This is a genomic window from Bacillus sp. CZDM1 (genome assembly GCF_055502545.1).
The window spans coordinates 200,540-219,479 of record NZ_JBUESO010000001.1 but is presented as its reverse complement, the minus strand read 5'-3'; the positions used below and the strand labels follow the sequence as shown (position 1 = coordinate 219,479).

Here is an 18,940-nt window from a genome sequence, read left to right as displayed (position 1 = left end):
TTAATGACGGCAACCACAGATGATACACTGAGTGAAGCGAAGATTTCAGACATTAAGCTTGCCCTTCGGAAGGAAACAGAGGTTCAGAATCTCGCAAGGTCGATAGATGAAAGAGACCAGATTAAGATTTTGGAATTTGGTAAAGAACCTGCGGTTCAAATATCTCGTTTTTCGGATCAAATTTTAGGCAATATGCGCACCACAAAGGTTGAAGACTCTGGTGAGCTTTTGAAACAGCTGACCAAAATAATGGATAGGTTTGACCCAAAGGATTTTCAAAAAACCTCACCCGGATTTTTCGGGAAGCTCTTTAAGAAGGGCGAAAAGATGATTGAAAAGGTTTTCGGCAAATACCAATCAATGGGTTCTGAAATTGATAAGGTATATGTGGAAATTTCCAAGTACCAGCATGAAATGGTAGATTCCACAAAAATGCTTGAGCAAATGTATGAGCAGAATTACCAATACTATATGACCCTTGAAAAATATGTGGTTGCTGGTGAAATGAAGGTAGAAGAGCTAAAAAACAATCATTTGCCACAGTTAGAAGCACGTGTAGCTTCAGGTGACCAGATTGCTTCGATGCAATTAGATACACTAAAAAATTCGATTGAGGCCCTAGAACAGCGAATTTATGACCTTGAAATGGCGAAAATGGTTTCGCTTCAGACAGCTCCGCAAATCCGCTTGCTGCAACGAGGAAATACGAAGCTGATTGGTAAAATTAATTCAGCCTTCGTAACGACAATTCCAATTTTTAAGAATGGTCTTATTCAGGCGGTTGCGGCAAAAAGGCAGAAGCTTGTCGCTGATTCGATGAGTGAGCTTGATCGTCGTACCAATGAAATGCTGCTAAAAAATGCGCAAAACATTTCTAAGCAAAGCACAGATATTGCAAGGCTCGCCGGTGGCCCAAGCATTAAAATCGAGACCATTGAAGAATCCTGGAACATTATCATTAAAGGTATGCAGGAAACCAGAGCCATTGAAGAAGAAAACAAGCGCTTGCGTGTGGAAGGAACAAAGCGTCTAGAACAGCTCCAGGATAACTTTAAAAAATTGAAACAACAATATTAATTGTTATATAAAACCAAATCTTATAATGAGGTGAATGAAATTGGCTATTAGCTTACAAAAAGGTCAACGAGTAGATTTAACAAAAGGAAATCCAGGATTATCTAAAATCATGGTAGGATTAGGATGGGATCCAGTTCAAAGCGGTAAAAGTGGAGGCGGGGGTCTCTTCGGTGGATTGTTTGGCGGCGGAGGAGCAGGCGGCGGTGCCAATGTCGACTGTGACGCTTCCGTTATCATGCTTGGTGCCAATGATAAAATCCAAAACAACAATGACGTTATTTACTTCGGTAATCTTAAGAGTAAAGACGGCAGCGTGCAGCACTCTGGCGACAACTTAACAGGTGATGGAGATGGTGACGACGAACAAGTCATGGTTGACTTAAGCCGCGTTCCTACAAGCGTACAAAAGCTTGTTTTTGTTGTTAATATCTATGATTGTGTAAAAAGAAAGCAGCACTTTGGTATGATCCGCAATGCGTTTATTCGAGTGGTAAACCCATCTAATAATAATGAGATGATTCGCTACAATTTATCTGATGATTACAGCGGTCAAACATCATTAGTGGTAGGCGAAATTTATCGTCATAATACTGAATGGAAGTTCGCGGCTGTAGGTACCGGTACAACCGCAGCAAGCCTAAGTGAAGTAGTTCGTTCTTACAGTTAATGTCAGAGGAACAAGCCCAGCTTGTTCCTTCCAATATTTAGTGCTAAAGAGGTGATCTTGTTGGGCATCAATTTATCTAAAGGACAAAGAATTGATTTAACCAAAACAAATCCTGGATTAACAAAGGCGGTTATTGGTCTTGGCTGGGATACAAATCGCTATCATGGCGGTAACGACTTCGACCTTGACGCATCTGCATTTCTAACTGACGTCAATGGCCAAGTAACACAGGACTTAGATTTTATATTCTATAATAATTTAGTTCATACGTCTGGCGGAGTCGAGCATACAGGCGATAACCGCACAGGTGAGGGTGACGGGGACGACGAACAAATTCGTATTGATTTCAGTAAGGTTCCTTCGCACGTGCACCGGATTGCGATTGCGGTCACGATTCACGATGCAGACTCCCGGAACCAAAACTTTGGACAGGTTTCAAATGCCTTCGCTAGGTTATTTGACGAAGAGACCAATCGTGAAATCCTGCGATTTGACCTAGGCGAGGATTTTTCTGTTGAAACCGCCGTCGTGATCTGTGAGTTATATCGTCACAACGGCGAATGGAAATTCAACGCAATAGGAAGCGGTTTTTCAGGCGGATTAGCTGCACTTTGCCGCAATTATGGACTAGAAGTATAGTTTTTTCAGAACAGCTGCCTGAATTGGGCAGCTTTTCTAAAATTATATGGGGAATTTTTAGGTTTTAGTTTTAGCATCAAAAATTACCAAATCTACCTGCTCATCTACCATGTTATAATTCTAGTATATGATTAAACTACTAGGAGGATCATAATATGCGTAAATGGGTCGTTTCCTCCGTCATTGCCGGATTATTTATGTCGATGATTACCACCTCTAAAGCCTCATTTGACAGCATTACACTTGGTGAGTATCCAAGAAACTCTGAACTCTACCAATTTATTAATAACGAAAACTCCCTCCAACAACTATACCAAATGATTATATTACCAAACAGCCTTTTTGATGAAAAAGCAGCTGCCGGAATTATTAATAGAATGGCAAATTTGCCTGAAACGCTACTTGAAAAAATAAACCAAAATGATATTACTCTTAAACTGTTTACAGGAAAATTAACGGATAACAAAACAGCTCGATATCTAGCAGGGCAGATACCAAGAGGATATCATTCACAAACAACGTGGGATGCAGTCCCGGGAATTGGCGGCTCACAGGTGGTTTTAGTGAAAATAGGACATAGCGAAAAAGGAAAAGGGCATGGATCGGTTAACTTAGAATTACATGAAATGGCACATTCAGTTGATAAGTTAGTTTTCGAGAATGTTAGCAAAAATAAAGAATTTCAACTGATTTGGGAACAAGAGAGAGGAATATTGTTTCCCGGAAACTCGTATTTCATCCTGCATGTGGAGGAATATTTTGCTGAAACATTTGCGATGTACCATTTAAACAAAGAAACAAATAAACAATTAAAATCCGCCGCTCCTCTTACGTATCAATTTATTAGAAATCTTCACTAACCTTTCATGTTAAATTGGAAGGTTTATTCTTTTATGGTAAAATGAAAAACATATGTAAGACAAGGGGAGTGGCGGCTTTGAAGCAATATCTAGAGCTATGCGAGCATGTTTTGAAAAATGGTCAGGAAAAGGGAGATCGTACCGGAACAGGGACGATTAGTACATTTGGCTATCAAATGAGATTTGATTTAGCAGAAGGTTTTCCATTATTAACAACTAAAAAGCTTCACGTAAAGTCAATTATTTATGAATTGCTTTGGTTCTTAAATGGTGATACCAATGTCCGTTATTTGCAGGAAAATGGTGTGCGAATTTGGAATGAATGGGCAGATGAAAATGGGGAGCTGGGTCCTGTTTATGGACATCAATGGCGTTCATGGACCGGTGCTGATGGCACGACGGTAGATCAAATTAGTGAGTTAATTTATCAAATTAAAACAAATCCTAATTCACGAAGACTGATTGTGAATGCCTGGAATGTCGCAGAGATTGATAAAATGGCGTTAGCACCATGTCATTGCTTGTTTCAATTTTACGTTTCAGATGGTAAATTATCCTGTCAGTTGTATCAGCGCTCTGCGGATGTGTTTCTTGGCGTACCGTTCAATATTGCCTCTTACGCGTTATTGACAATGATGATTGCACAGGTATGTGATTTGGAGCCAGGTGAATTTATCCACTCGTTTGGAGATGTACATATCTATCAAAATCATATTGAACAAGTCAATATGCAGATGGGCCGCGAGCTTCGGACATTACCGAAAGTGATAATAAATCCAAACGTAAAAGATATTTTTTCTTTTGCCTTTGAAGATTTCGCTTTAGAAGGTTATGATCCGCATCCACATATTAAAGGAGCCGTCTCTGTATGATTTCCTTTATTGTGGCTATGGATGAAAACAGAGTCATTGGCAAGGATAATCAATTGCCATGGCATTTACCAGAGGATTTAAAGTTCTTCAAACGAACAACAATGGGGCACCCGATTGCCATGGGCAGGAAAACACATGAATCTATTGGACGAGCTCTTCCAGGCAGAGAAAATATCGTGATTACCCGGCAGCTGGATTATAAGGGCAATAATGTGACAATTTTCTACTCTATGAAGGAATTTGTTGAATATTGTAGAAAACAGGAAGATGAAATCTTCGTAATTGGGGGGGCAGAAATTTTCAAAGAAACGTTTGAATACGCAGACCGTCTTTATATCACACATATTGAGGAAGAGTTTGAGGGGGATACCTACTTCCCAGAGTTCAATGATCGTCAGTGGGAACTTGTCTCCTCTGAAAAAGGGATAAAAGATGAGAAAAATCCTTATAAGTACGAATATAGAATTTATGACCGCATTAAAAAAGGCGGCCGTTAACTTTCGCAGGTAGAAATATACAACATAAAGAAAGAAGCATCGACACCGATGCTTCTTTTTGTGTTAAAAATATGCGCCATTTAATTCATAATCAGTAAGTTTATCAAGCATCCCTCTGAATTCATCTGGATGGCAGAAGTCTTCCTCATGGAAATGAGCTTTCACCCATTGAATTAATTCATTAGGGCTATTAAAGTATTCCCCACTTCGGTCGCTCTTGCGAATCATGTACCTTCCGTTCTCTTCATCGATGGTGACTTCTACAGGCAGGGCTCCATCAAAACTACTGAGTGAAAATTCCATCTTCATCACATCCATTCATTTGAGTTTCCAATAGTATATGTTCCTATTGATGAAATTATAAACGAACAAATACCTAATTGTCAAAATATTTATACAATTCAGTATGCCATTTTACATTGACTTCATGTACCGTTCTTGGTAAATTGTTAAGAGGAAAAGGTTCATATATAAATGCCGAATATCACATCTAGGTAATTTTTCATAAATAATGTGAACTTAATATGAATTATTACGTATATTTAACTCAAAACGGTATATCAATACTATAATCGTAGTAGAAAGATAATTAACTAAAGGGGATGTAAATGCATGTTCTCAAATATTGGAATACCAGGATTAATCCTTATCTTAACGTTAGCCCTCATCATCTTTGGACCTAAGAAATTACCTGAAATCGGTCGTGCCTTTGGACAAACGTTGAAGGAGTTTAAAAAGTCTACTCGTGAATTAACAGACGATGTAATGAAAGACATCGATGAGGAAAAACAAAAATTGACTAAATAAGGTGTAAGAATCTTTCTTGCACCTTTTTTTCTTCAATTTTCTTTTAAACTATAAAAACGGTGTCAATCTAGTTTTTCTAAAGAATGATTACTTTTCAACCTTTGAAATTGGCAGGGGAAATACATGGAAGATAAAGAATTGCAATTAGTTGATCATTTAGATGAACTGCGTAAACGGATTATTATTTCCGCAGTTGCTTTTGTTGTTTTTTTCATTGTTGGATTCATTTATGTTACAGATATCTACAGTTGGTTAGTTCGTGATTTAGAAGTGAAATTGATTGTCCTCGGACCAAGCGATATTATTTGGGTTTACTTTATGATTGCGACTATTATTGCGATTGCAGGTACCATCCCAGTGCTCGCAGGCCAATTATGGGCGTTTGTTAAGCCGGCGCTTAAACCAATCGAGAGAAAAATAACCCTTTCGTATATACCAGCGCTGTTTATTTTATTTATTGTTGGACTTGCTTTTGGTTACTTTATCATTTTCCCAATGGTGCTAGAGTTCTTAGTTAAAATGGGAGCAGAAATGTTTGTAACGAACTTTACGGCTGACCGATATTTCCGTTTTATTTTGAATATGACCCTTCCGTTTGGTGTATTATTCGAGCTGCCAGCGGTAGTTATGTTCTTAACATCATTAGGAATTATTAATCCATTCGTGTTAGCGAAAATTCGTAAATATGCATACTTCGTGTTAATCCTAATTGCAATCGTTATTACACCTCCGGATTTCATGTCGGATTTTGTAGTAACGCTGCCATTGTTACTACTTTATGAAATCTCGATTAACTTATCGAAGTTTGTCTACAAGAAACGAATGAAAAAGCTTCAAGAAGAGGAAAAAGAGTTTGCCGAAGAAGCATAATTACTGTGAAAATGGCCTTCAGAGATTCGATTCTCTGAAGGCTTTTTTTTGGAATAACATTATTTACAAGTTAAAAACTAAAATCAATATACTTATACACTTAAGGATTCTTTGTGTATTTTTTTGAAAATTCAGGACGAAGGGAGTCGTTTTATACTACAATTTTTTTGAAATCATGTTTTTAACCTTATTAGTGTATATGGGAGGGGAAACGGATGAAGAGACAGAAAACCGTGTATGAAGCGGCTATGGACCATGGGTTTAGCCGTCGTGACTTTCTCAAGATGTGTACAGCATTAGCAGCGACATTAGGTTTAGATTATACACAGTCCAATCAAGTAGTAAAAGCTATGGAAATTAAAAATCGAGTACCAGTGGTTTGGCTGCAATTCCAGGATTGCACAGGCTGTTCAGAATCGTTTATTCGATCTTCACAGCCAAAAACCGAAAGTGTACTACTAGAAATGATTTCACTCGAATACTCCGAAGTACTATCCGCACCATCTGGCCACCAAGCAGAAGCATCGATGAAGCAAGCTTTAAAAGATAACAAAGGCGAATATATCCTTGCAGTTGAAGGAAGTATTCCAGATGACGACGCCTTCTTAACAGTCGGCGGCGTGTCAGCGAAAGAGACTTTTCTTGAAATGGCAGCAGGAGCTCAGGCAATCATCGCATATGGATCATGCTCATCATGGGGAGGAATTGCTGCGGCACATCCAAATCCAACAGGTGCTAAACCAGTTACTAGCTTTATTAAAGATACTCCAACCATTCTTGTCCCTGGCTGCCCACCAATCGCAGAGGTCATGACAGGTGTGATCGCACATATCATCACATTTGGAAAACTTCCAGAATTAGATCATTTTGGCCGGCCAAAAGCCTTCTATCGCCACCGTATCCATGATAAATGTAATCGTCGTGCTTATTTTGATGCAGGGCTTTTTGTCGAGTCGTTTGACGATGAAGGAGCAAAGCAGGGTTATTGTTTATACAAGGTCGGCTGTAAAGGTCCAACAACTTATAACTCCTGTGCAGAAATGCGCTGGAATGGCGGCGTAAGCTACCCAATCCAATCTGGAAATCCATGCTTTGGCTGCTCTGAACAAGATTTCTGGGATAATGGACCATTTTACACTCGCAGAGCAAAAATTCCTGGAACACAGACCACCATTAATCCAGATACCGTTGGTTTAGCTGTTATCGGTGCAACCACTGCTGGAATTGCCGTCCATGCTACTGGAACGGTAATTAAGAAAAAGATAGATGACAAACGGGGTGAAGAACATGAGTGAACGAATAGTAGTAGATCCGATTACGAGAATTGAAGGTCATCTTCGTGTTGAAGTAGATATAGATGAAAACGGTGTCATAAAGGACGCTTTTAGTTCTGGTACTTCCGTCCGCGGACTCGAACTCATTGTAAAGGACCGGGACCCGCGTGATGTTTGGGCATATGTACAAAGAATATGCGGTGTTTGTACAACCGTCCATGCCCTGGCTTCTATTCGTTCTGTGGAGGATGCCTTACAAATAAAGATTCCGAGAAACGCTCATCTTATTCGTGACATCATGAATGAAACATTGTTTATTCATGACCATGTTGTCCATTTTTATCATCTGCACGCTCTAGACTGGGTGGATGTAGTGAGTGCTACAAATGCAGATCCAGCTGAAACCTCTAGAATTGCTCAATCCATCTCAAGCTGGCCCAAATCTTCACCAGGCTATTTTACTGATGTTCAGAATAAGGTCAAAAAGTTGATTGCAAGCGGTCAATTAGGGATTTTTGCAAATGGCTATTGGGGCCATAAAGCCTATAAGCTTCCTCCTGAAGTGAACCTTCTTGCAGTTGCACACTATTTAGAAGCATTAGATTGGCAGAAAGAAATAGTGAAAATCCATACGATATTTGGCGGTAAAAACCCACATCCGCACTATGTTGTCGGTGGTATGGCGACACCGCTTGATATTGATAGTGATAACGGAGTACATGCTGAACGATTAATGCATGTTTCACTACTTATTGATGAAGCGCAGCAGTTTGTTAATCAAGTCTATATTCCTGATTTACTCGCAATTGGTTCTTTCTATAAGGACTGGACCTATGGCGGCGGAATAAACAATTACCTTTGCTATGGTGATTTCTCGACTGGAGATATTTATGATACAAAGCTATACAGAATGCCTAGAGGAATTATCCTTAATGGCAACCTCAACGAAGTATTAGATGTCGATTTAAAAAATCCTAAGCATGTTCAGGAGTTTATTGATCATTCCTGGTACACCTACGATGGAAAACGTGCTGGAAAAGGAAAGCACCCATTTGATGGGGAAACAACCTTTGATTATACAGGACCAAAGGCTCCGTTTAAAACACTGGATACCGAAAAACAGTATAGCTGGCTGAAGGCACCGCGCTGGAAAGGTCATCCAATGGAAACTGGACCATTAGCGAGGATGATGGTTGGTTATGCCTCTGGAAGAGAAGATATTGTAAATATCGTTGATGATACTTTGAAAAAGCTTGATCTTCCAGTATCAGCCTTACAATCTGCATTAGGAAGAACTGTTGCTCGCGGTCTGGAAACCGTTCTGATATCGGGCTGGCTGAGGGATGACATGGATAAACTCTTAAAAAATATAAAGGGTGGCAATCAAGTTACCTTTGACCGGACAAAATGGGAGCCAAGTACATGGCCAGAACGTGCCAAAGGTGTGGGCTGGATGGAAGCACCCCGCGGAGCACTCGGACATTGGATCGATATTAAAGATGGAAAAACGGAGAACTATCAAGCAGTTGTTCCTACTACCTGGAATGCTTCACCACGAGATGCAAAAAACAAAATTGGTGCATATGAAGCTGCACTAATTGGCACACAAATGCTAGATAAAGAGCAGCCGTTAGAAATCATGAGGATTATTCACTCCTTTGATCCATGTCTTGCCTGTGCCGTTCACTTGACAGATTTGGAAACGAACAAAAGCACCGAAATTCGTTTGGGTTAGGAGTGAGATAAATGGCTGCACCAAAATTACCAAATCACGGGCCGAATCCACCTGATATCAAAATTGATCCCAACTGTGAAAATATATTTCACACAGAACGGCCAATACTTTATAAGCCTGTAAAAAATGAAGTAAGAGCCTATGTATGGGAACTGCCGGTAAGGATTTGGCATTGGGTCAATATGCTGGCAATCATTGCCCTGACGGCAACGGGTATCTATATTGGGAATCCGATGACCGCTGCTATCATCCCGGAAGAAGCCTATTATTCAAACTTAATGGGCTGGGCGAGATATATCCATTTCTTTTTCGCTTTTATCTTTGTGATTAATCATATGTACCGCTTATATTGGACCTTTGTCGGAAATAAGTTTGCAACCTCTAATCCTTTCAGGTGGATATTTGTGAAGGAAGTATTTGAAGCGGTTAAGTTCTATTTATTCTTACCAAATAAAAAGCTGCACTATGTCGGTCACAATCCATTGGCGCAGTTAAGTTACTGGATTTTCATCGGATTGTGCTCATGGATTGTCATGTTAACCGGTTTCTATATGTACTTTGAGCCGCAGCTCAATTCCTTCTGGGGAAAATTGTTTACCTGGGTGCCGTTTGTTTTCGGAGGCGACAGCTTTACCGTCCGTTCTTGGCATCACTGGGGGATGTGGGGTTTCATGTTATTTACAGTTATTCACATTTATCTAGCTTTCCGGGATGACTATCTTGATCGAAATGGCTGTATTTCTTCCATGTTCACAGGCTATAAAACAACAACGAATAAGTCAGTTGGTGAAAAAAATAATGAATAGAAAAATCACGATTTTAGGAATTGGCAACACCCTCTTTTCTGATGAGGGTGTTGGCATTCACCTTTTACCATTATTGAGAGAAGCCTTGTCAGATTATGAAGATGTCGAAATTATCGAAGGTTTGACGGATGGGATGAGATTGCTAGGACCGGTTGAGGATGCGGAATACCTAATCATTATTGACGCGATCAATGCCGGTAAGGTGCCTGGCACCATCATCACGTTAGTGGGTGGTGAAATTCCTGCTTATTTCGGTATCAAGATGTCCGTTCATCAACTTGGTTTTCAAGAGGTATTGATGGCAGCAAAGCTAAGAGAACGCTATCCGAAAGAAATTGTTATGTTTGGAATGCAGCCGTACTCGCTGGAATTAGGTGTTGAATTAACAGATACAATCCAACAAAATCTTGGAGCGCTTAGAGATGTGGTGGTTAATCAAGTTAATTATTGGAGACAGAGTTATGAAACGGCTTGATTTTTTTAAAGAAATGGGCGATGGAGTATTCCAAACTGTAAAGTCTGTCTATGAACCTTTCATTCAAGGTGATTTAGAAAAACTTGAAGGTGCGGCGGATAGAGCGCTCGGTATAACTTGGATTCCTTTAATGCAAGAAAGTGATTGGAACAGTGACCTTGAAATGAAATATTTTCAAGGAAAAGCGGTTATTCTAGTGCGCCAAGGTGTGAACATGCAGGCATGGAATGGAATTTGTCCTGTATGTTCACAAATTATTACTCTTTCGACACTATATTCAAGTGGAAAATGTTTGAATTGTCAAAAAGAATTTAATTTTAAGACAAGTACAGGAGAATTACGATTAACATCACTACCATTTAGGAAGAGGGACCAAATCTATCAAATCGGTTTCGCGAAAGGTGATTTTCATGCATGAAATGGCGCTAATGGGAGATATCCTTCAGCTTGTTCACGAAGACGCAGCCTCAAGAGGGTTTGAAAAAATCGAAAAAATTGAATTAATTGTTGGCGAAATTTCGAATGCCATGCCAGATTCTCTCAGAATGGCCTTTGATATCTACCGTGATCAAAATCTTCATCTTTTTACTGCAGGTGCAGAATTGGTCATTCATATTGAAGAAGCCAAGGCTTCCTGTGTCTTATGCGGAAGTGAATATCGTCCAGATATGAAAATAGCACTCTGTCCTAGCTGTCATATTCCTTCGGGAAAAGTAATGGCAGGGGAAACATTCCAAGTTTTATCATACGAAGGGAGTAATGGTAAATGAAGGTAGCACTAAGAACAGATATATTAACGAACAACAATAAGGCAGCAGAATTCAATCGGGAGCTGTTCACAAATACAAAAACCTTGGTAATTAATTTAATGAGTTCTCCTGGTGCGGGTAAAACGACACTGCTTGAGGAAACCGTCCGCGAGCTGTCTGGAAAGTATAAGATTGCGGTCATTGAGGGTGACCTAGCAACGGAGAGGGATGCTGATCGGATTCGGGCAATGGGTGCCAAAGCCGTTCAAATCAATACCCACGGAGGCTGTCATCTTGATGCGAGAATGGTAGCCGCTGCACTAAGTGAATTTGATCTCGATGAAGTAGATATTCTTTTCATTGAAAATGTCGGTAATCTTGTCTGCCCTTCCGGCTACGACCTTGGACAACAGCATAAAGTCGCTGTTCTAAGCGTGCCAGAGGGTAATGATAAAATCCCTAAATATCCACAGATGTTTATGCGTACCGAACTAGTGCTATTAAATAAAATCGATTTACTACCTTACTTAGATTTCAGTGTGGAAGAAGCGCGGAGAGATCTATCAGAAATCAATCCAAAATCTTCTTTACTTCCTCTGTCTGCACGAACAAAGGAAGGGCTGCATGAATGGTTCTCATGGATTGAAGGAGCATATGAGCGATGCGTACGGCCGTAAAAGTTGCCGTGAGAGGCAGGGTACAAGGGGTTGGATTCCGACCGTTTGTCTTTCAACTTGCCGATACCTACCTATTGAATGGAACTGTACAAAATAATATGGACGGCGTCAAAATTCATCTTGAAGGTGAGTCAGTAGCAATACAACACTTTCAATCTGACTTGAAAAATAAAGCTCCAAGACTATCAAAAATTAATGAAATTGATGTAGTAGAGACAGAAGTACAGGGTTTCAACGACTTTACTATTATTCCAAGTGAGCGTAGCGGAACCTCGATGCTCGTTATTCCGATTGATTCCGCCGTTTGTGAGGATTGTATAAACGAGATGAGTGACCCAGAAGATTTCCGTTATCAATATCCGTTTATCAACTGTACCCAGTGTGGACCGCGCTACACGATTATTGAAGAATTACCCTATGATCGCCCCTATACTTCAATGAAATCCTTTCCGATGTGTGAGGATTGCAAGAGAGAATATGAGGACCCGACAAACCGCCGCCATCATGCACAGCCGATTGCCTGTCCGAAATGCGGACCAAAGGTGTGGCTGCTTGATAAAGATGGAATGGAAAAAGATTCAGATAATCACATTATGGAAACGATCTCTCTATTAAAAGCAGGGAATATTGTTGCCATCAAAGGCATTGGCGGTTATCACCTTGCTTGCGATGCAAGGAATCAAGAAGCAGTAATGGCACTAAGAAGTCGAAAGAAAAGACCTAATCGACCGCTAGCTGTTATGGCTTCATCACTATCGGCAGCAAGGGGATTTGCGGTGATTAGTAAAGATGAAAAGGAAGTACTGACCAGTCCCGAATCACCAATTTTAGTAGTAAAGAAAAATAATCAGTACCAACTAGCAGAAGGTGTAGCACCTGCGACGGGGACAATTGGTGTCATGCTTCCGTACTCACCATTGCACCATTTATTGTTTGTAGATCCTGAGCTAGATTGCCTTGTGATGACAAGTGCGAATCCTTCGGGAATGCCTATTCTTTATAAGAACGAAGAAGCGTTTCAATATTTAGCGGGAATTGCTGAATACTATCTGATCCATAATCGTGAGATTTTCCACCCAGTAGATGACTCCGTTGTCCAAATCAATGACGGAAAGGTTGATTTCTTACGGCGATCACGGGGATACGTTCCTGACCCTTTTTCGACAACTGTCGATGTATCGGGAATTGTGGCGCTTGGAGGTCAGCAAAAAACGACATTTACCATCGGACGGAATGAGCAGATATTTGTTGGTCCACATATAGGTGATTTAGAAAATGTAGAGACCATTCAACACTATCAACAGGAATTGGAACATCTTTTAAAATGGATAGACACCCCGAAGTCTGTGGCTGTCATCGACGCCCACCCTGACTACCAAGTTCAGAGATTAGTAAAAGAATATGTGTTTGAAGAGGTTATTGAGGTCCAGCATCACCATGCACATATGGCAGCCGTTCTGGAAGAGCATCATATAGAAGGAAAAGCATTTGGGATCATTTTAGATGGCACTGGTTATGGTCTTGATGAGAACATCTGGGGGTTTGAAATTTTCTATGGTGACACTGCTGCATTTGAACGCATTGCTCATTTACACTATACGCCGCTGCCAGGAAGTGAAAAGTGTATTCGTGAAACATGGAGGAATGCAGTGGCAATGCTGATCTCGCTTCTTGGTGAAAAAGGAGAACAGCTTGCAAAGATTATTTTTTCAGAGAAAGTTTCTGAGATTGATATTTTAAATATCATGATTAAAAAAAATATTAATACCGTCCAAGCAGGTACATGCGGAAGACTATTTGATGCAGTGAGTGCACTGTGCGGAGTTACGAAGGTATCAAGCTATGATGGGGAAGCAGCGATTAAATTAGCTGAACTGGCTGATGAATGGGTTGTTTATGAACCTTATCCTTACGATTTGCTTGAAAAAGAAATTCTCACCATTGATTTTTCGAGAATGATCGAAGTAATAGCCTTGGATGTATTAGCGGGGGTTAATGTAACTCTAATAAGTGGGAAATTCCATGAAACTGTAGTCCAAGCGATTGTTGCTGCAATGGAAAAATTGTTAAGTAGAATGCCTGCTGCAAATCACAATGTTGTTTTATCAGGAGGCAGTATTCATAACCGTTATTTGCGGAAAAGACTAAATACAGAACTAAGAGAAAGAGAGTTTAACGTTTATTTTTCGGAAATGGTTCCTTGTAATGATGGAGGATTATCCTACGGGCAATTAGTCGTTGCCGCTGCAAAAAGGAGTGCTAACGAATGTGTGTTGGAGTACCAGCTAAAGTAATCGAAAAGATGGAATATAGTGCAATAGTCGATGTAATGGGATCACAGACTACAGTGGGGACAATCTTTATCCCCGAGGTTGAGCTTGGGGATTATGTGATCGTCCATGCCGGTCAAGCGATGAGTATTGTCGATGTGGATTATGCAAGAGATAGTGTCGAGGAATGGAGGAAGCTCATTCATGCTCGGAATTCTGAAACAGTCAAATAACCCAGAAATCTGTAAACCACTTGTAGTAGCAGTGATTGAAAAAGCAAAGGAATTTCAGCAGAAATATGGCCGTAAGCCTGCCTTCATGGAGGTGTGCGGCTCCCATACGATGGCATTAGCGCGAACAGGCGTGAAGCAATGCTTGAAGGATGATGTGAATCTTATTTCAGGACCCGGCTGCCCGGTGTGTGTTACTGATCAACGTTCGATTGACGCGATGATTGCTCTTGCAGAAGGGGATAACCGAATTATCTGTACGTTTGGTGATATGATGCGCGTACCTGGTTCAACCAAAACACTACTAGACTCAAAGATTGCTGGCAAAGATATACGTGTTCTTTACTCTCCAGTCGATGCAGTAAGGATTGCGGAAGAAAACCCTGACAAAGAGGTTATTTTTCTTGGAGTAGGCTTTGAAACTACCATTCCTATCCTAACTCTAATGGTGGGAGAGGCTGAAAAAAGGGAGATAACGAATTTTTCAATTTGGATGACAACGAAGCTAGTGGAACCTGTATTGCGCTACTTACTAGATGCTGGTGAAGTGAATTTGGACGGTTTCTTATTACCTGGACATGTATCCATCGTTTTAGGGGAAAATTCCTATCAATACTTAGTGGATAAATACAATATTTCCGGTGTCATAACCGGATTTGAGACAGCAGAATTACTCTCGGGCATTTATAAAGCAATTGATTTGGCGTTAAAGAATCAGGTTGCAATCATAAACAACCATCCGGCTATAGTTACGAAAACTGGTAATCAAGTAATCCACCAATGGTTTGAAAAATACTTAACAGAATGTGATGAAGCATGGCGGGGTATCGGCGTCATTCGGAACAGCGGCCTAGATTTAAAACCAGAGTATGACCAATACAATGCGAAGAAAAGATTCACAGTGAATGTAGGTGAACCTCGAAAAACAAAATGCCGTTGCGGAGAGGTTATCCGTGGACTCATCTCACCAACTGAATGTTCACTATTCGGAAAAGCCTGTCATCCAATGAATCCAATCGGACCATGTATGGTTTCTGCAGAAGGAAGCTGTGCAGCGTATTATCAATACATGAGGGAGAGTTTCTGATGGAGAAATATATCAGTTTAGCACATGGGGATGGTGGTGAACTAAGCCACAGGTTAATTCGTGATTTATTTGTAGAGGCATTTGGTGACGGAAAAGCAGCGATGTTTGATGCAGCCGAAATAACATTAACCTCTCAGCAAATAGCAGTTTCTACCGACTCGTTTGTTATTAAGCCAATCTTTTTTCCAGGCGGGTCGATTGGCAAGTTAGCTGTCGCCGGTACAGTTAATGATCTTGCAGTTAGTGGAGCAAAGCCATCATTTCTTACCTGCGGGTTTGTGATCGAAGAAGGCTTTCCTATTTCGGACTTAAAGAAAATTGTCACCGATATGGCAAATGAAGCGAGAAAAACAGGTGTGGCGATTGTAGCAGGAGATACAAAAGTAGTCGAACGTGGAAGTGCAGATGGTGTTTATATCAACACAACCGGTATAGGTATTTATGAACCAGGTATTGGCTGCAGTCTTGAATTTGAAGAAGGGGATGCAATAATTGTATCTGGTACAATCGGTGATCACGGTATTGCCGTCCTAGCTGCCAGGGGCGAATTAGGAATAACTATACCGATTAATAGTGATTGTGCTTCACTTAATAGAATGTTAGCTGAAGTTCTCCAACAGACAAGCGGAGTCCGAATCATGCGTGATCCTAAAAGAGGCGGATTAGCAACAACTCTTGTAGAAATCGCAGAGGATTTTCATTTAACGATGAAAATCAATGAAGTTGATTTACCTGTTAGAGAAGAAGTACACGGGGCATGTGATATATTAGGCTTTGACCCACTATACCTTGCAAATGAAGGAAAAGTGATAATCATTGTATCCGCTAAGGAAAAAGATAAAGTGTTAGATATTTTACGAGATTTCTTAGAAGGGGACGATGCAGTAGTTATTGGTTCTATTATAGGAAAACAGAAAGGACAATTACTATTAGAAACACCACTTGGATCAAAGAGATTGTTGAATAGATTAACAGGAACGATGTTTCCGAGAATATGCTAAAAAAAATGCCCTCATTTAATAAAAGGAATGGGGGTAATCATTTTTGTTTTTTCTATTCCCCATAAAGTTTTCTTTAATAAATGTTTCTAAATATTTTTTAATCCAAGCAGATTTAGACACATTTCGAGTGCTCTTAGGTGTATAATATATACAAACGGGTGAAAAAGAGGATTGATATTTTGTTATTCAAAAGCCTAGAGTTCAAAAATGTTGTTGGACAGAAGGTTAAAGTCATGGATATTCCTGTATTGGAGGAAGGTAGCACTTATAAATTTATGATCCAAGTCCGTTTACAAAATTTTATTACGTCGCTTTATCAGGAAAAGAAACCGAAAAAATGCTATTCGTTTAAAGAGTATTTGAAAAAGGTAATGAAATGGCCTGATTATGAAGCACTGTTTAAAGTAGAAGAATTAAAGAATAACGCTTAATACCTTTCGAACATCGGATATCCGGTGTTCTTTTATTTTTCACATTTTTTTCATGAAAATAGGGGTATTTATATCATATAGAATAGGGAACATGTATAATACAATGGAGTAATTCTAGGGATGTGAGTAAATGAGCAAGATTAAGATTGTCACGGATTCAACGATGGATATGACAATAGAACAGGCTGACCAACTAGGTGTTGTGGTTGTGCCTTTATCCGTAACGATAAATGGAGAAACCTATCTGGACCGTGTAGAGATTCAACCTGCTGAATTTATGGAAACAATGAAAGGCTTAAAGGATTTACCAAAAAGCTCGCAGCCTTCTGCTGGAACCTTCCTTGAAGTGTATGACCGACTTGGGGAAGACGGCTATGAAGTAATTTCTATACATATGACAGGTAAAATGAGCGGGACGGTTCGTTCTGCTGAAAGTGCTGCGCAAATGACGAAGACCAAGGTAACAGTGGTTGACTCTGAGTTCATTTCGATTGCCCTTCAGTTTCAGGTTCGAGAAGCTGCTGAAATGGCAAAGCAGGGTAAAAGTCTAGAGGAAATACTCGGCCGTCTCGATTCTGTCCGTCAAAACTCGAAGTTATATATTATGATCGATACATTAGAGAATATGGTGAAAGGCGGACGGATTGGGAAAGGGAAGGCATTCATTGGTTCCTTACTTAATATTAAGCCAATCGCTTCATTAGAAGGTGCCGAATACAATCCGGTAGCAAAAGTCCGAAGTCATTCACAAGTAGTTAAATGGCTCGCCAAGCAATTTGCAGAGGATGTAAAAGGAAAGACTGTCAAACGTGTGGGCATTGTTCATGCAGAGGCACTTGAGTTGGCTGTAAAATTAAAAGACTCTATCATAGAATTAACAGGCTACGACGATATTTCTGTTGATTACACAGGTCCAACAATCAGTACCCATACAGGACCGGGTACGATTGCTATCATGTATTACTTCGAATAAAGCGAGGATGGTGCAGTTATGCACCATCCTTATTTGTTGACCAGCTGTATTTCAGATCCATGAACTGAAAACCCAAGTCGCTTCAAATGCTTGCGAATCCCGCTCCGTTCCCACGTCTTCAGAATCAACACATCAAGCATTTTTTTCGGATAAAAGATACCGATATTTGTTAACTCTTCGAAATTCATTCCCTGATGTACATACCTTTCAATTATTTCGTCACGTTGTTCAATAATCCCAATAAAAATGCCCATAGCTTCTATAAATTCTTGTCTTGTAAAAACTCCTTTTTGATGACCGGTGATGTAGGTTTCTGCATCCAACTCTAATAGTACTTTACTCGATGCAATAAATTCGTCAATATCCCCATCGGCGCCAAAGTACCACGGTCCAAAGGAAGTCATATCGAAATCACCGACATAGACAACGGCAAGTTCTGTGAAATAGGGAGAAGTATATCCTTTTGTATGCCCAGGTGTATGTAGAAAGTTTACCTTTACACCACTAAAGTTGTATTCTTCATCGTATTGATACGTTCCGGAAATTTCACCGAGGTTTTGAACCCATTCCTTTGGCATTTGTTTTCGCAATGCTTCTACACCTCCAGGACCCCACTCCTGGTAGATTCCGTTCCCTCTTGCAATTCCTTCGATTGACTGAATGGTTTCAAACTCCAATGGATTTATCCATTTTTCTATATCTCGAAACAAATGGTTATGCAATGTATGATCAGGATGGTAATGGGTGTTCACAACCAATTCCACTCCATATTCTTCATTTAATGCTAGCAGCTCTGCTGGGTCTGCACCGGTATCAATAAGCACCTTATCTTTACTATTAATATACAAGCTTCTTGAAAATGGAACTTTACTATGATTTGCTCCTTCAATAATCATAATTGGACCAATTTTTCTCATCAATTATCACCTCAGTTTTTATTTAT

General features: G+C 40.0%; 23 protein-coding genes. 21 read left to right on the top strand and 2 right to left on the bottom strand.

All coding sequences use genetic code 11. The annotated features are described in order from the left end of the window. Positions 1-3: 3 nt before the first annotated feature. The 6 genes from ACY3XC_RS01195 to ACY3XC_RS01170 all read left to right on the top strand — a co-directional run bounded on the left by ACY3XC_RS01195 (position 4) and on the right by ACY3XC_RS01170 (position 4,612). Positions 4-1,077, top strand: a complete 1,074-nt coding sequence (locus tag ACY3XC_RS01195) for a toxic anion resistance protein (protein ID WP_464867450.1) — start codon at positions 4-6, stop codon at positions 1,075-1,077. Positions 1,078-1,117: 40 nt separating this feature from the next. Then, positions 1,118-1,744 (top strand): TerD family protein, encoded by a 627-nt coding sequence (locus ACY3XC_RS01190; RefSeq protein ID WP_179159236.1) that lies wholly within the window; start codon positions 1,118-1,120, stop codon positions 1,742-1,744. A gap of 60 nt (positions 1,745-1,804) precedes the next feature. After that, positions 1,805-2,383 carry a TerD family protein gene (locus ACY3XC_RS01185; RefSeq protein WP_179159235.1) on the top strand — a complete coding sequence of 193 codons (579 nt, stop codon included), beginning with the start codon at positions 1,805-1,807 and terminating at the stop codon, positions 2,381-2,383. A 155-nt stretch (positions 2,384-2,538) separates the two neighbouring features. Then, a complete protein-coding gene (locus ACY3XC_RS01180; RefSeq protein ID WP_464866960.1) occupies positions 2,539-3,243 on the top strand; it encodes an anthrax toxin lethal factor-related metalloendopeptidase in 705 nt (234 codons plus the stop codon). 77 nt (positions 3,244-3,320) lie between these two features. Next, positions 3,321-4,115 carry a thymidylate synthase gene (locus ACY3XC_RS01175; protein ID WP_464866959.1) on the top strand — a complete coding sequence of 265 codons (795 nt, stop codon included), beginning with the start codon at positions 3,321-3,323 and terminating at the stop codon, positions 4,113-4,115. Then, positions 4,112-4,612 (top strand): dihydrofolate reductase, encoded by a 501-nt coding sequence (locus ACY3XC_RS01170; protein WP_464866958.1) that lies wholly within the window; start codon positions 4,112-4,114, stop codon positions 4,610-4,612. The genes ACY3XC_RS01175 and ACY3XC_RS01170 overlap by 4 nt, the downstream gene beginning before the upstream one ends. 63 nt (positions 4,613-4,675) lie before the next feature. Here ACY3XC_RS01170 and ACY3XC_RS01165 read toward each other — a convergent pair whose 3' ends face one another. Continuing rightward, a complete protein-coding gene (locus ACY3XC_RS01165; protein WP_095250552.1) occupies positions 4,676-4,915 on the bottom strand; it encodes a hypothetical protein in 240 nt (79 codons plus the stop codon). 309 nt (positions 4,916-5,224) lie between these two features. Here ACY3XC_RS01165 and ACY3XC_RS01160 point away from each other — a divergent pair, with 309 nt between their 5' ends. From ACY3XC_RS01160 to ACY3XC_RS01090, 15 genes are all read left to right on the top strand, one after another. Beyond that, entirely contained in the window at positions 5,225-5,419 is a 195-nt protein-coding gene (locus ACY3XC_RS01160) for a twin-arginine translocase TatA/TatE family subunit (RefSeq protein ID WP_045524138.1), read from the top strand. 123 nt (positions 5,420-5,542) lie between these two features. Further along, entirely contained in the window at positions 5,543-6,289 is a 747-nt protein-coding gene (tatC, locus tag ACY3XC_RS01155) for a twin-arginine translocase subunit TatC (protein WP_464866957.1), read from the top strand. A 215-nt stretch (positions 6,290-6,504) separates the two neighbouring features. Beyond that, positions 6,505-7,584, top strand: a complete 1,080-nt coding sequence (locus ACY3XC_RS01150) for a hydrogenase small subunit (RefSeq protein WP_464866956.1) — start codon at positions 6,505-6,507, stop codon at positions 7,582-7,584. Then, positions 7,577-9,298, top strand: a complete 1,722-nt coding sequence (locus ACY3XC_RS01145) for a nickel-dependent hydrogenase large subunit (RefSeq protein WP_464866955.1) — start codon at positions 7,577-7,579, stop codon at positions 9,296-9,298. Before ACY3XC_RS01150 ends, ACY3XC_RS01145 begins: the two co-directional genes overlap by 8 nt. 11 nt (positions 9,299-9,309) lie before the next feature. Further along, positions 9,310-10,104 carry a Ni/Fe-hydrogenase, b-type cytochrome subunit gene (gene cybH / locus ACY3XC_RS01140; RefSeq protein WP_464866954.1) on the top strand — a complete coding sequence of 265 codons (795 nt, stop codon included), beginning with the start codon at positions 9,310-9,312 and terminating at the stop codon, positions 10,102-10,104. Continuing rightward, the gene (locus ACY3XC_RS01135) at positions 10,097-10,579 is read left to right on the top strand and encodes a HyaD/HybD family hydrogenase maturation endopeptidase (protein WP_464866953.1); all 483 of its coding nucleotides are present in this window, start codon (positions 10,097-10,099) and stop codon (positions 10,577-10,579) included. The genes cybH and ACY3XC_RS01135 overlap by 8 nt, the downstream gene beginning before the upstream one ends. Next, on the top strand, positions 10,566-10,997 hold the full coding sequence (locus ACY3XC_RS01130) for a hypothetical protein (protein WP_464866952.1): 432 nt from the start codon (positions 10,566-10,568) through the stop codon (positions 10,995-10,997). The genes ACY3XC_RS01135 and ACY3XC_RS01130 overlap by 14 nt, the downstream gene beginning before the upstream one ends. Further along, complete coding sequence (locus ACY3XC_RS01125) at positions 10,990-11,349, top strand: hydrogenase maturation nickel metallochaperone HypA/HybF (RefSeq protein ID WP_464866951.1); 360 nt, start codon at positions 10,990-10,992, stop codon at positions 11,347-11,349. Before ACY3XC_RS01130 ends, ACY3XC_RS01125 begins: the two co-directional genes overlap by 8 nt. Next, positions 11,346-12,005 (top strand): hydrogenase nickel incorporation protein HypB, encoded by a 660-nt coding sequence (gene hypB, locus ACY3XC_RS01120; RefSeq protein ID WP_464866950.1) that lies wholly within the window; start codon positions 11,346-11,348, stop codon positions 12,003-12,005. The genes ACY3XC_RS01125 and hypB overlap by 4 nt, the downstream gene beginning before the upstream one ends. Continuing rightward, complete coding sequence (gene hypF / locus ACY3XC_RS01115) at positions 11,990-14,299, top strand: carbamoyltransferase HypF (RefSeq protein WP_464866949.1); 2,310 nt, start codon at positions 11,990-11,992, stop codon at positions 14,297-14,299. The genes hypB and hypF overlap by 16 nt, the downstream gene beginning before the upstream one ends. Further along, a complete protein-coding gene (locus ACY3XC_RS01110; RefSeq protein ID WP_464866948.1) occupies positions 14,272-14,508 on the top strand; it encodes a HypC/HybG/HupF family hydrogenase formation chaperone in 237 nt (78 codons plus the stop codon). The genes hypF and ACY3XC_RS01110 overlap by 28 nt, the downstream gene beginning before the upstream one ends. Next, complete coding sequence (gene hypD / locus ACY3XC_RS01105) at positions 14,480-15,592, top strand: hydrogenase formation protein HypD (protein ID WP_464866947.1); 1,113 nt, start codon at positions 14,480-14,482, stop codon at positions 15,590-15,592. The genes ACY3XC_RS01110 and hypD overlap by 29 nt, the downstream gene beginning before the upstream one ends. Then, the gene (gene hypE / locus ACY3XC_RS01100) at positions 15,592-16,593 is read left to right on the top strand and encodes a hydrogenase expression/formation protein HypE (protein WP_464866946.1); all 1,002 of its coding nucleotides are present in this window, start codon (positions 15,592-15,594) and stop codon (positions 16,591-16,593) included. The genes hypD and hypE overlap by 1 nt, the downstream gene beginning before the upstream one ends. 179 nt (positions 16,594-16,772) lie before the next feature. Continuing rightward, entirely contained in the window at positions 16,773-17,024 is a 252-nt protein-coding gene (locus ACY3XC_RS01095; protein ID WP_179159219.1) for a DUF2535 family protein, read from the top strand. Positions 17,025-17,154: 130 nt separating this feature from the next. After that, entirely contained in the window at positions 17,155-17,997 is an 843-nt protein-coding gene (locus tag ACY3XC_RS01090; protein WP_464866945.1) for a DegV family protein, read from the top strand. A gap of 29 nt (positions 17,998-18,026) precedes the next feature. On the opposite strand, the gene ACY3XC_RS01085 is transcribed toward ACY3XC_RS01090, so the two are convergent. Then, the gene (locus ACY3XC_RS01085) at positions 18,027-18,914 is read right to left on the bottom strand and encodes an MBL fold metallo-hydrolase (RefSeq protein WP_464866944.1); all 888 of its coding nucleotides are present in this window, start codon (positions 18,912-18,914) and stop codon (positions 18,027-18,029) included. Positions 18,915-18,940 lie beyond the last annotated feature (26 nt).

What these genes read in the sequence shown, in the direction of transcription:
- ACY3XC_RS01125 (WP_464866951.1), top strand. Translation starts at nt 10,990, where the DNA reads ATGCATGAAATGGCGCTAATGGGAGATATCCTTCAGCTTGTTCACGAA.
- ACY3XC_RS01165 (WP_095250552.1), bottom strand. Translation starts at nt 4,915, where the DNA reads ATGGAATTTTCACTCAGTAGTTTTGATGGAGCCCTGCCTGTAGAAGTC.
- ACY3XC_RS01145 (WP_464866955.1), top strand. Translation starts at nt 7,577, where the DNA reads ATGAGTGAACGAATAGTAGTAGATCCGATTACGAGAATTGAAGGTCAT.
- ACY3XC_RS01130 (WP_464866952.1), top strand. Translation starts at nt 10,566, where the DNA reads ATGAAACGGCTTGATTTTTTTAAAGAAATGGGCGATGGAGTATTCCAA.
- ACY3XC_RS01110 (WP_464866948.1), top strand. Translation starts at nt 14,272, where the DNA reads ATGTGTGTTGGAGTACCAGCTAAAGTAATCGAAAAGATGGAATATAGT.
- ACY3XC_RS01135 (WP_464866953.1), top strand. Translation starts at nt 10,097, where the DNA reads ATGAATAGAAAAATCACGATTTTAGGAATTGGCAACACCCTCTTTTCT.
- ACY3XC_RS01160 (WP_045524138.1), top strand. Translation starts at nt 5,225, where the DNA reads ATGTTCTCAAATATTGGAATACCAGGATTAATCCTTATCTTAACGTTA.
- hypE (WP_464866946.1), top strand. Translation starts at nt 15,592, where the DNA reads ATGGAGAAATATATCAGTTTAGCACATGGGGATGGTGGTGAACTAAGC.
- ACY3XC_RS01090 (WP_464866945.1), top strand. Translation starts at nt 17,155, where the DNA reads ATGAGCAAGATTAAGATTGTCACGGATTCAACGATGGATATGACAATA.
- ACY3XC_RS01150 (WP_464866956.1), top strand. Translation starts at nt 6,505, where the DNA reads ATGAAGAGACAGAAAACCGTGTATGAAGCGGCTATGGACCATGGGTTT.
- hypD (WP_464866947.1), top strand. Translation starts at nt 14,480, where the DNA reads ATGCTCGGAATTCTGAAACAGTCAAATAACCCAGAAATCTGTAAACCA.
- ACY3XC_RS01170 (WP_464866958.1), top strand. Translation starts at nt 4,112, where the DNA reads ATGATTTCCTTTATTGTGGCTATGGATGAAAACAGAGTCATTGGCAAG.
- hypF (WP_464866949.1), top strand. Translation starts at nt 11,990, where the DNA reads ATGCGTACGGCCGTAAAAGTTGCCGTGAGAGGCAGGGTACAAGGGGTT.
- ACY3XC_RS01195 (WP_464867450.1), top strand. Translation starts at nt 4, where the DNA reads ATGACGGCAACCACAGATGATACACTGAGTGAAGCGAAGATTTCAGAC.
- cybH (WP_464866954.1), top strand. Translation starts at nt 9,310, where the DNA reads ATGGCTGCACCAAAATTACCAAATCACGGGCCGAATCCACCTGATATC.
- ACY3XC_RS01085 (WP_464866944.1), bottom strand. Translation starts at nt 18,914, where the DNA reads ATGAGAAAAATTGGTCCAATTATGATTATTGAAGGAGCAAATCATAGT.
- hypB (WP_464866950.1), top strand. Translation starts at nt 11,346, where the DNA reads ATGAAGGTAGCACTAAGAACAGATATATTAACGAACAACAATAAGGCA.
- tatC (WP_464866957.1), top strand. Translation starts at nt 5,543, where the DNA reads ATGGAAGATAAAGAATTGCAATTAGTTGATCATTTAGATGAACTGCGT.
- ACY3XC_RS01180 (WP_464866960.1), top strand. Translation starts at nt 2,539, where the DNA reads ATGCGTAAATGGGTCGTTTCCTCCGTCATTGCCGGATTATTTATGTCG.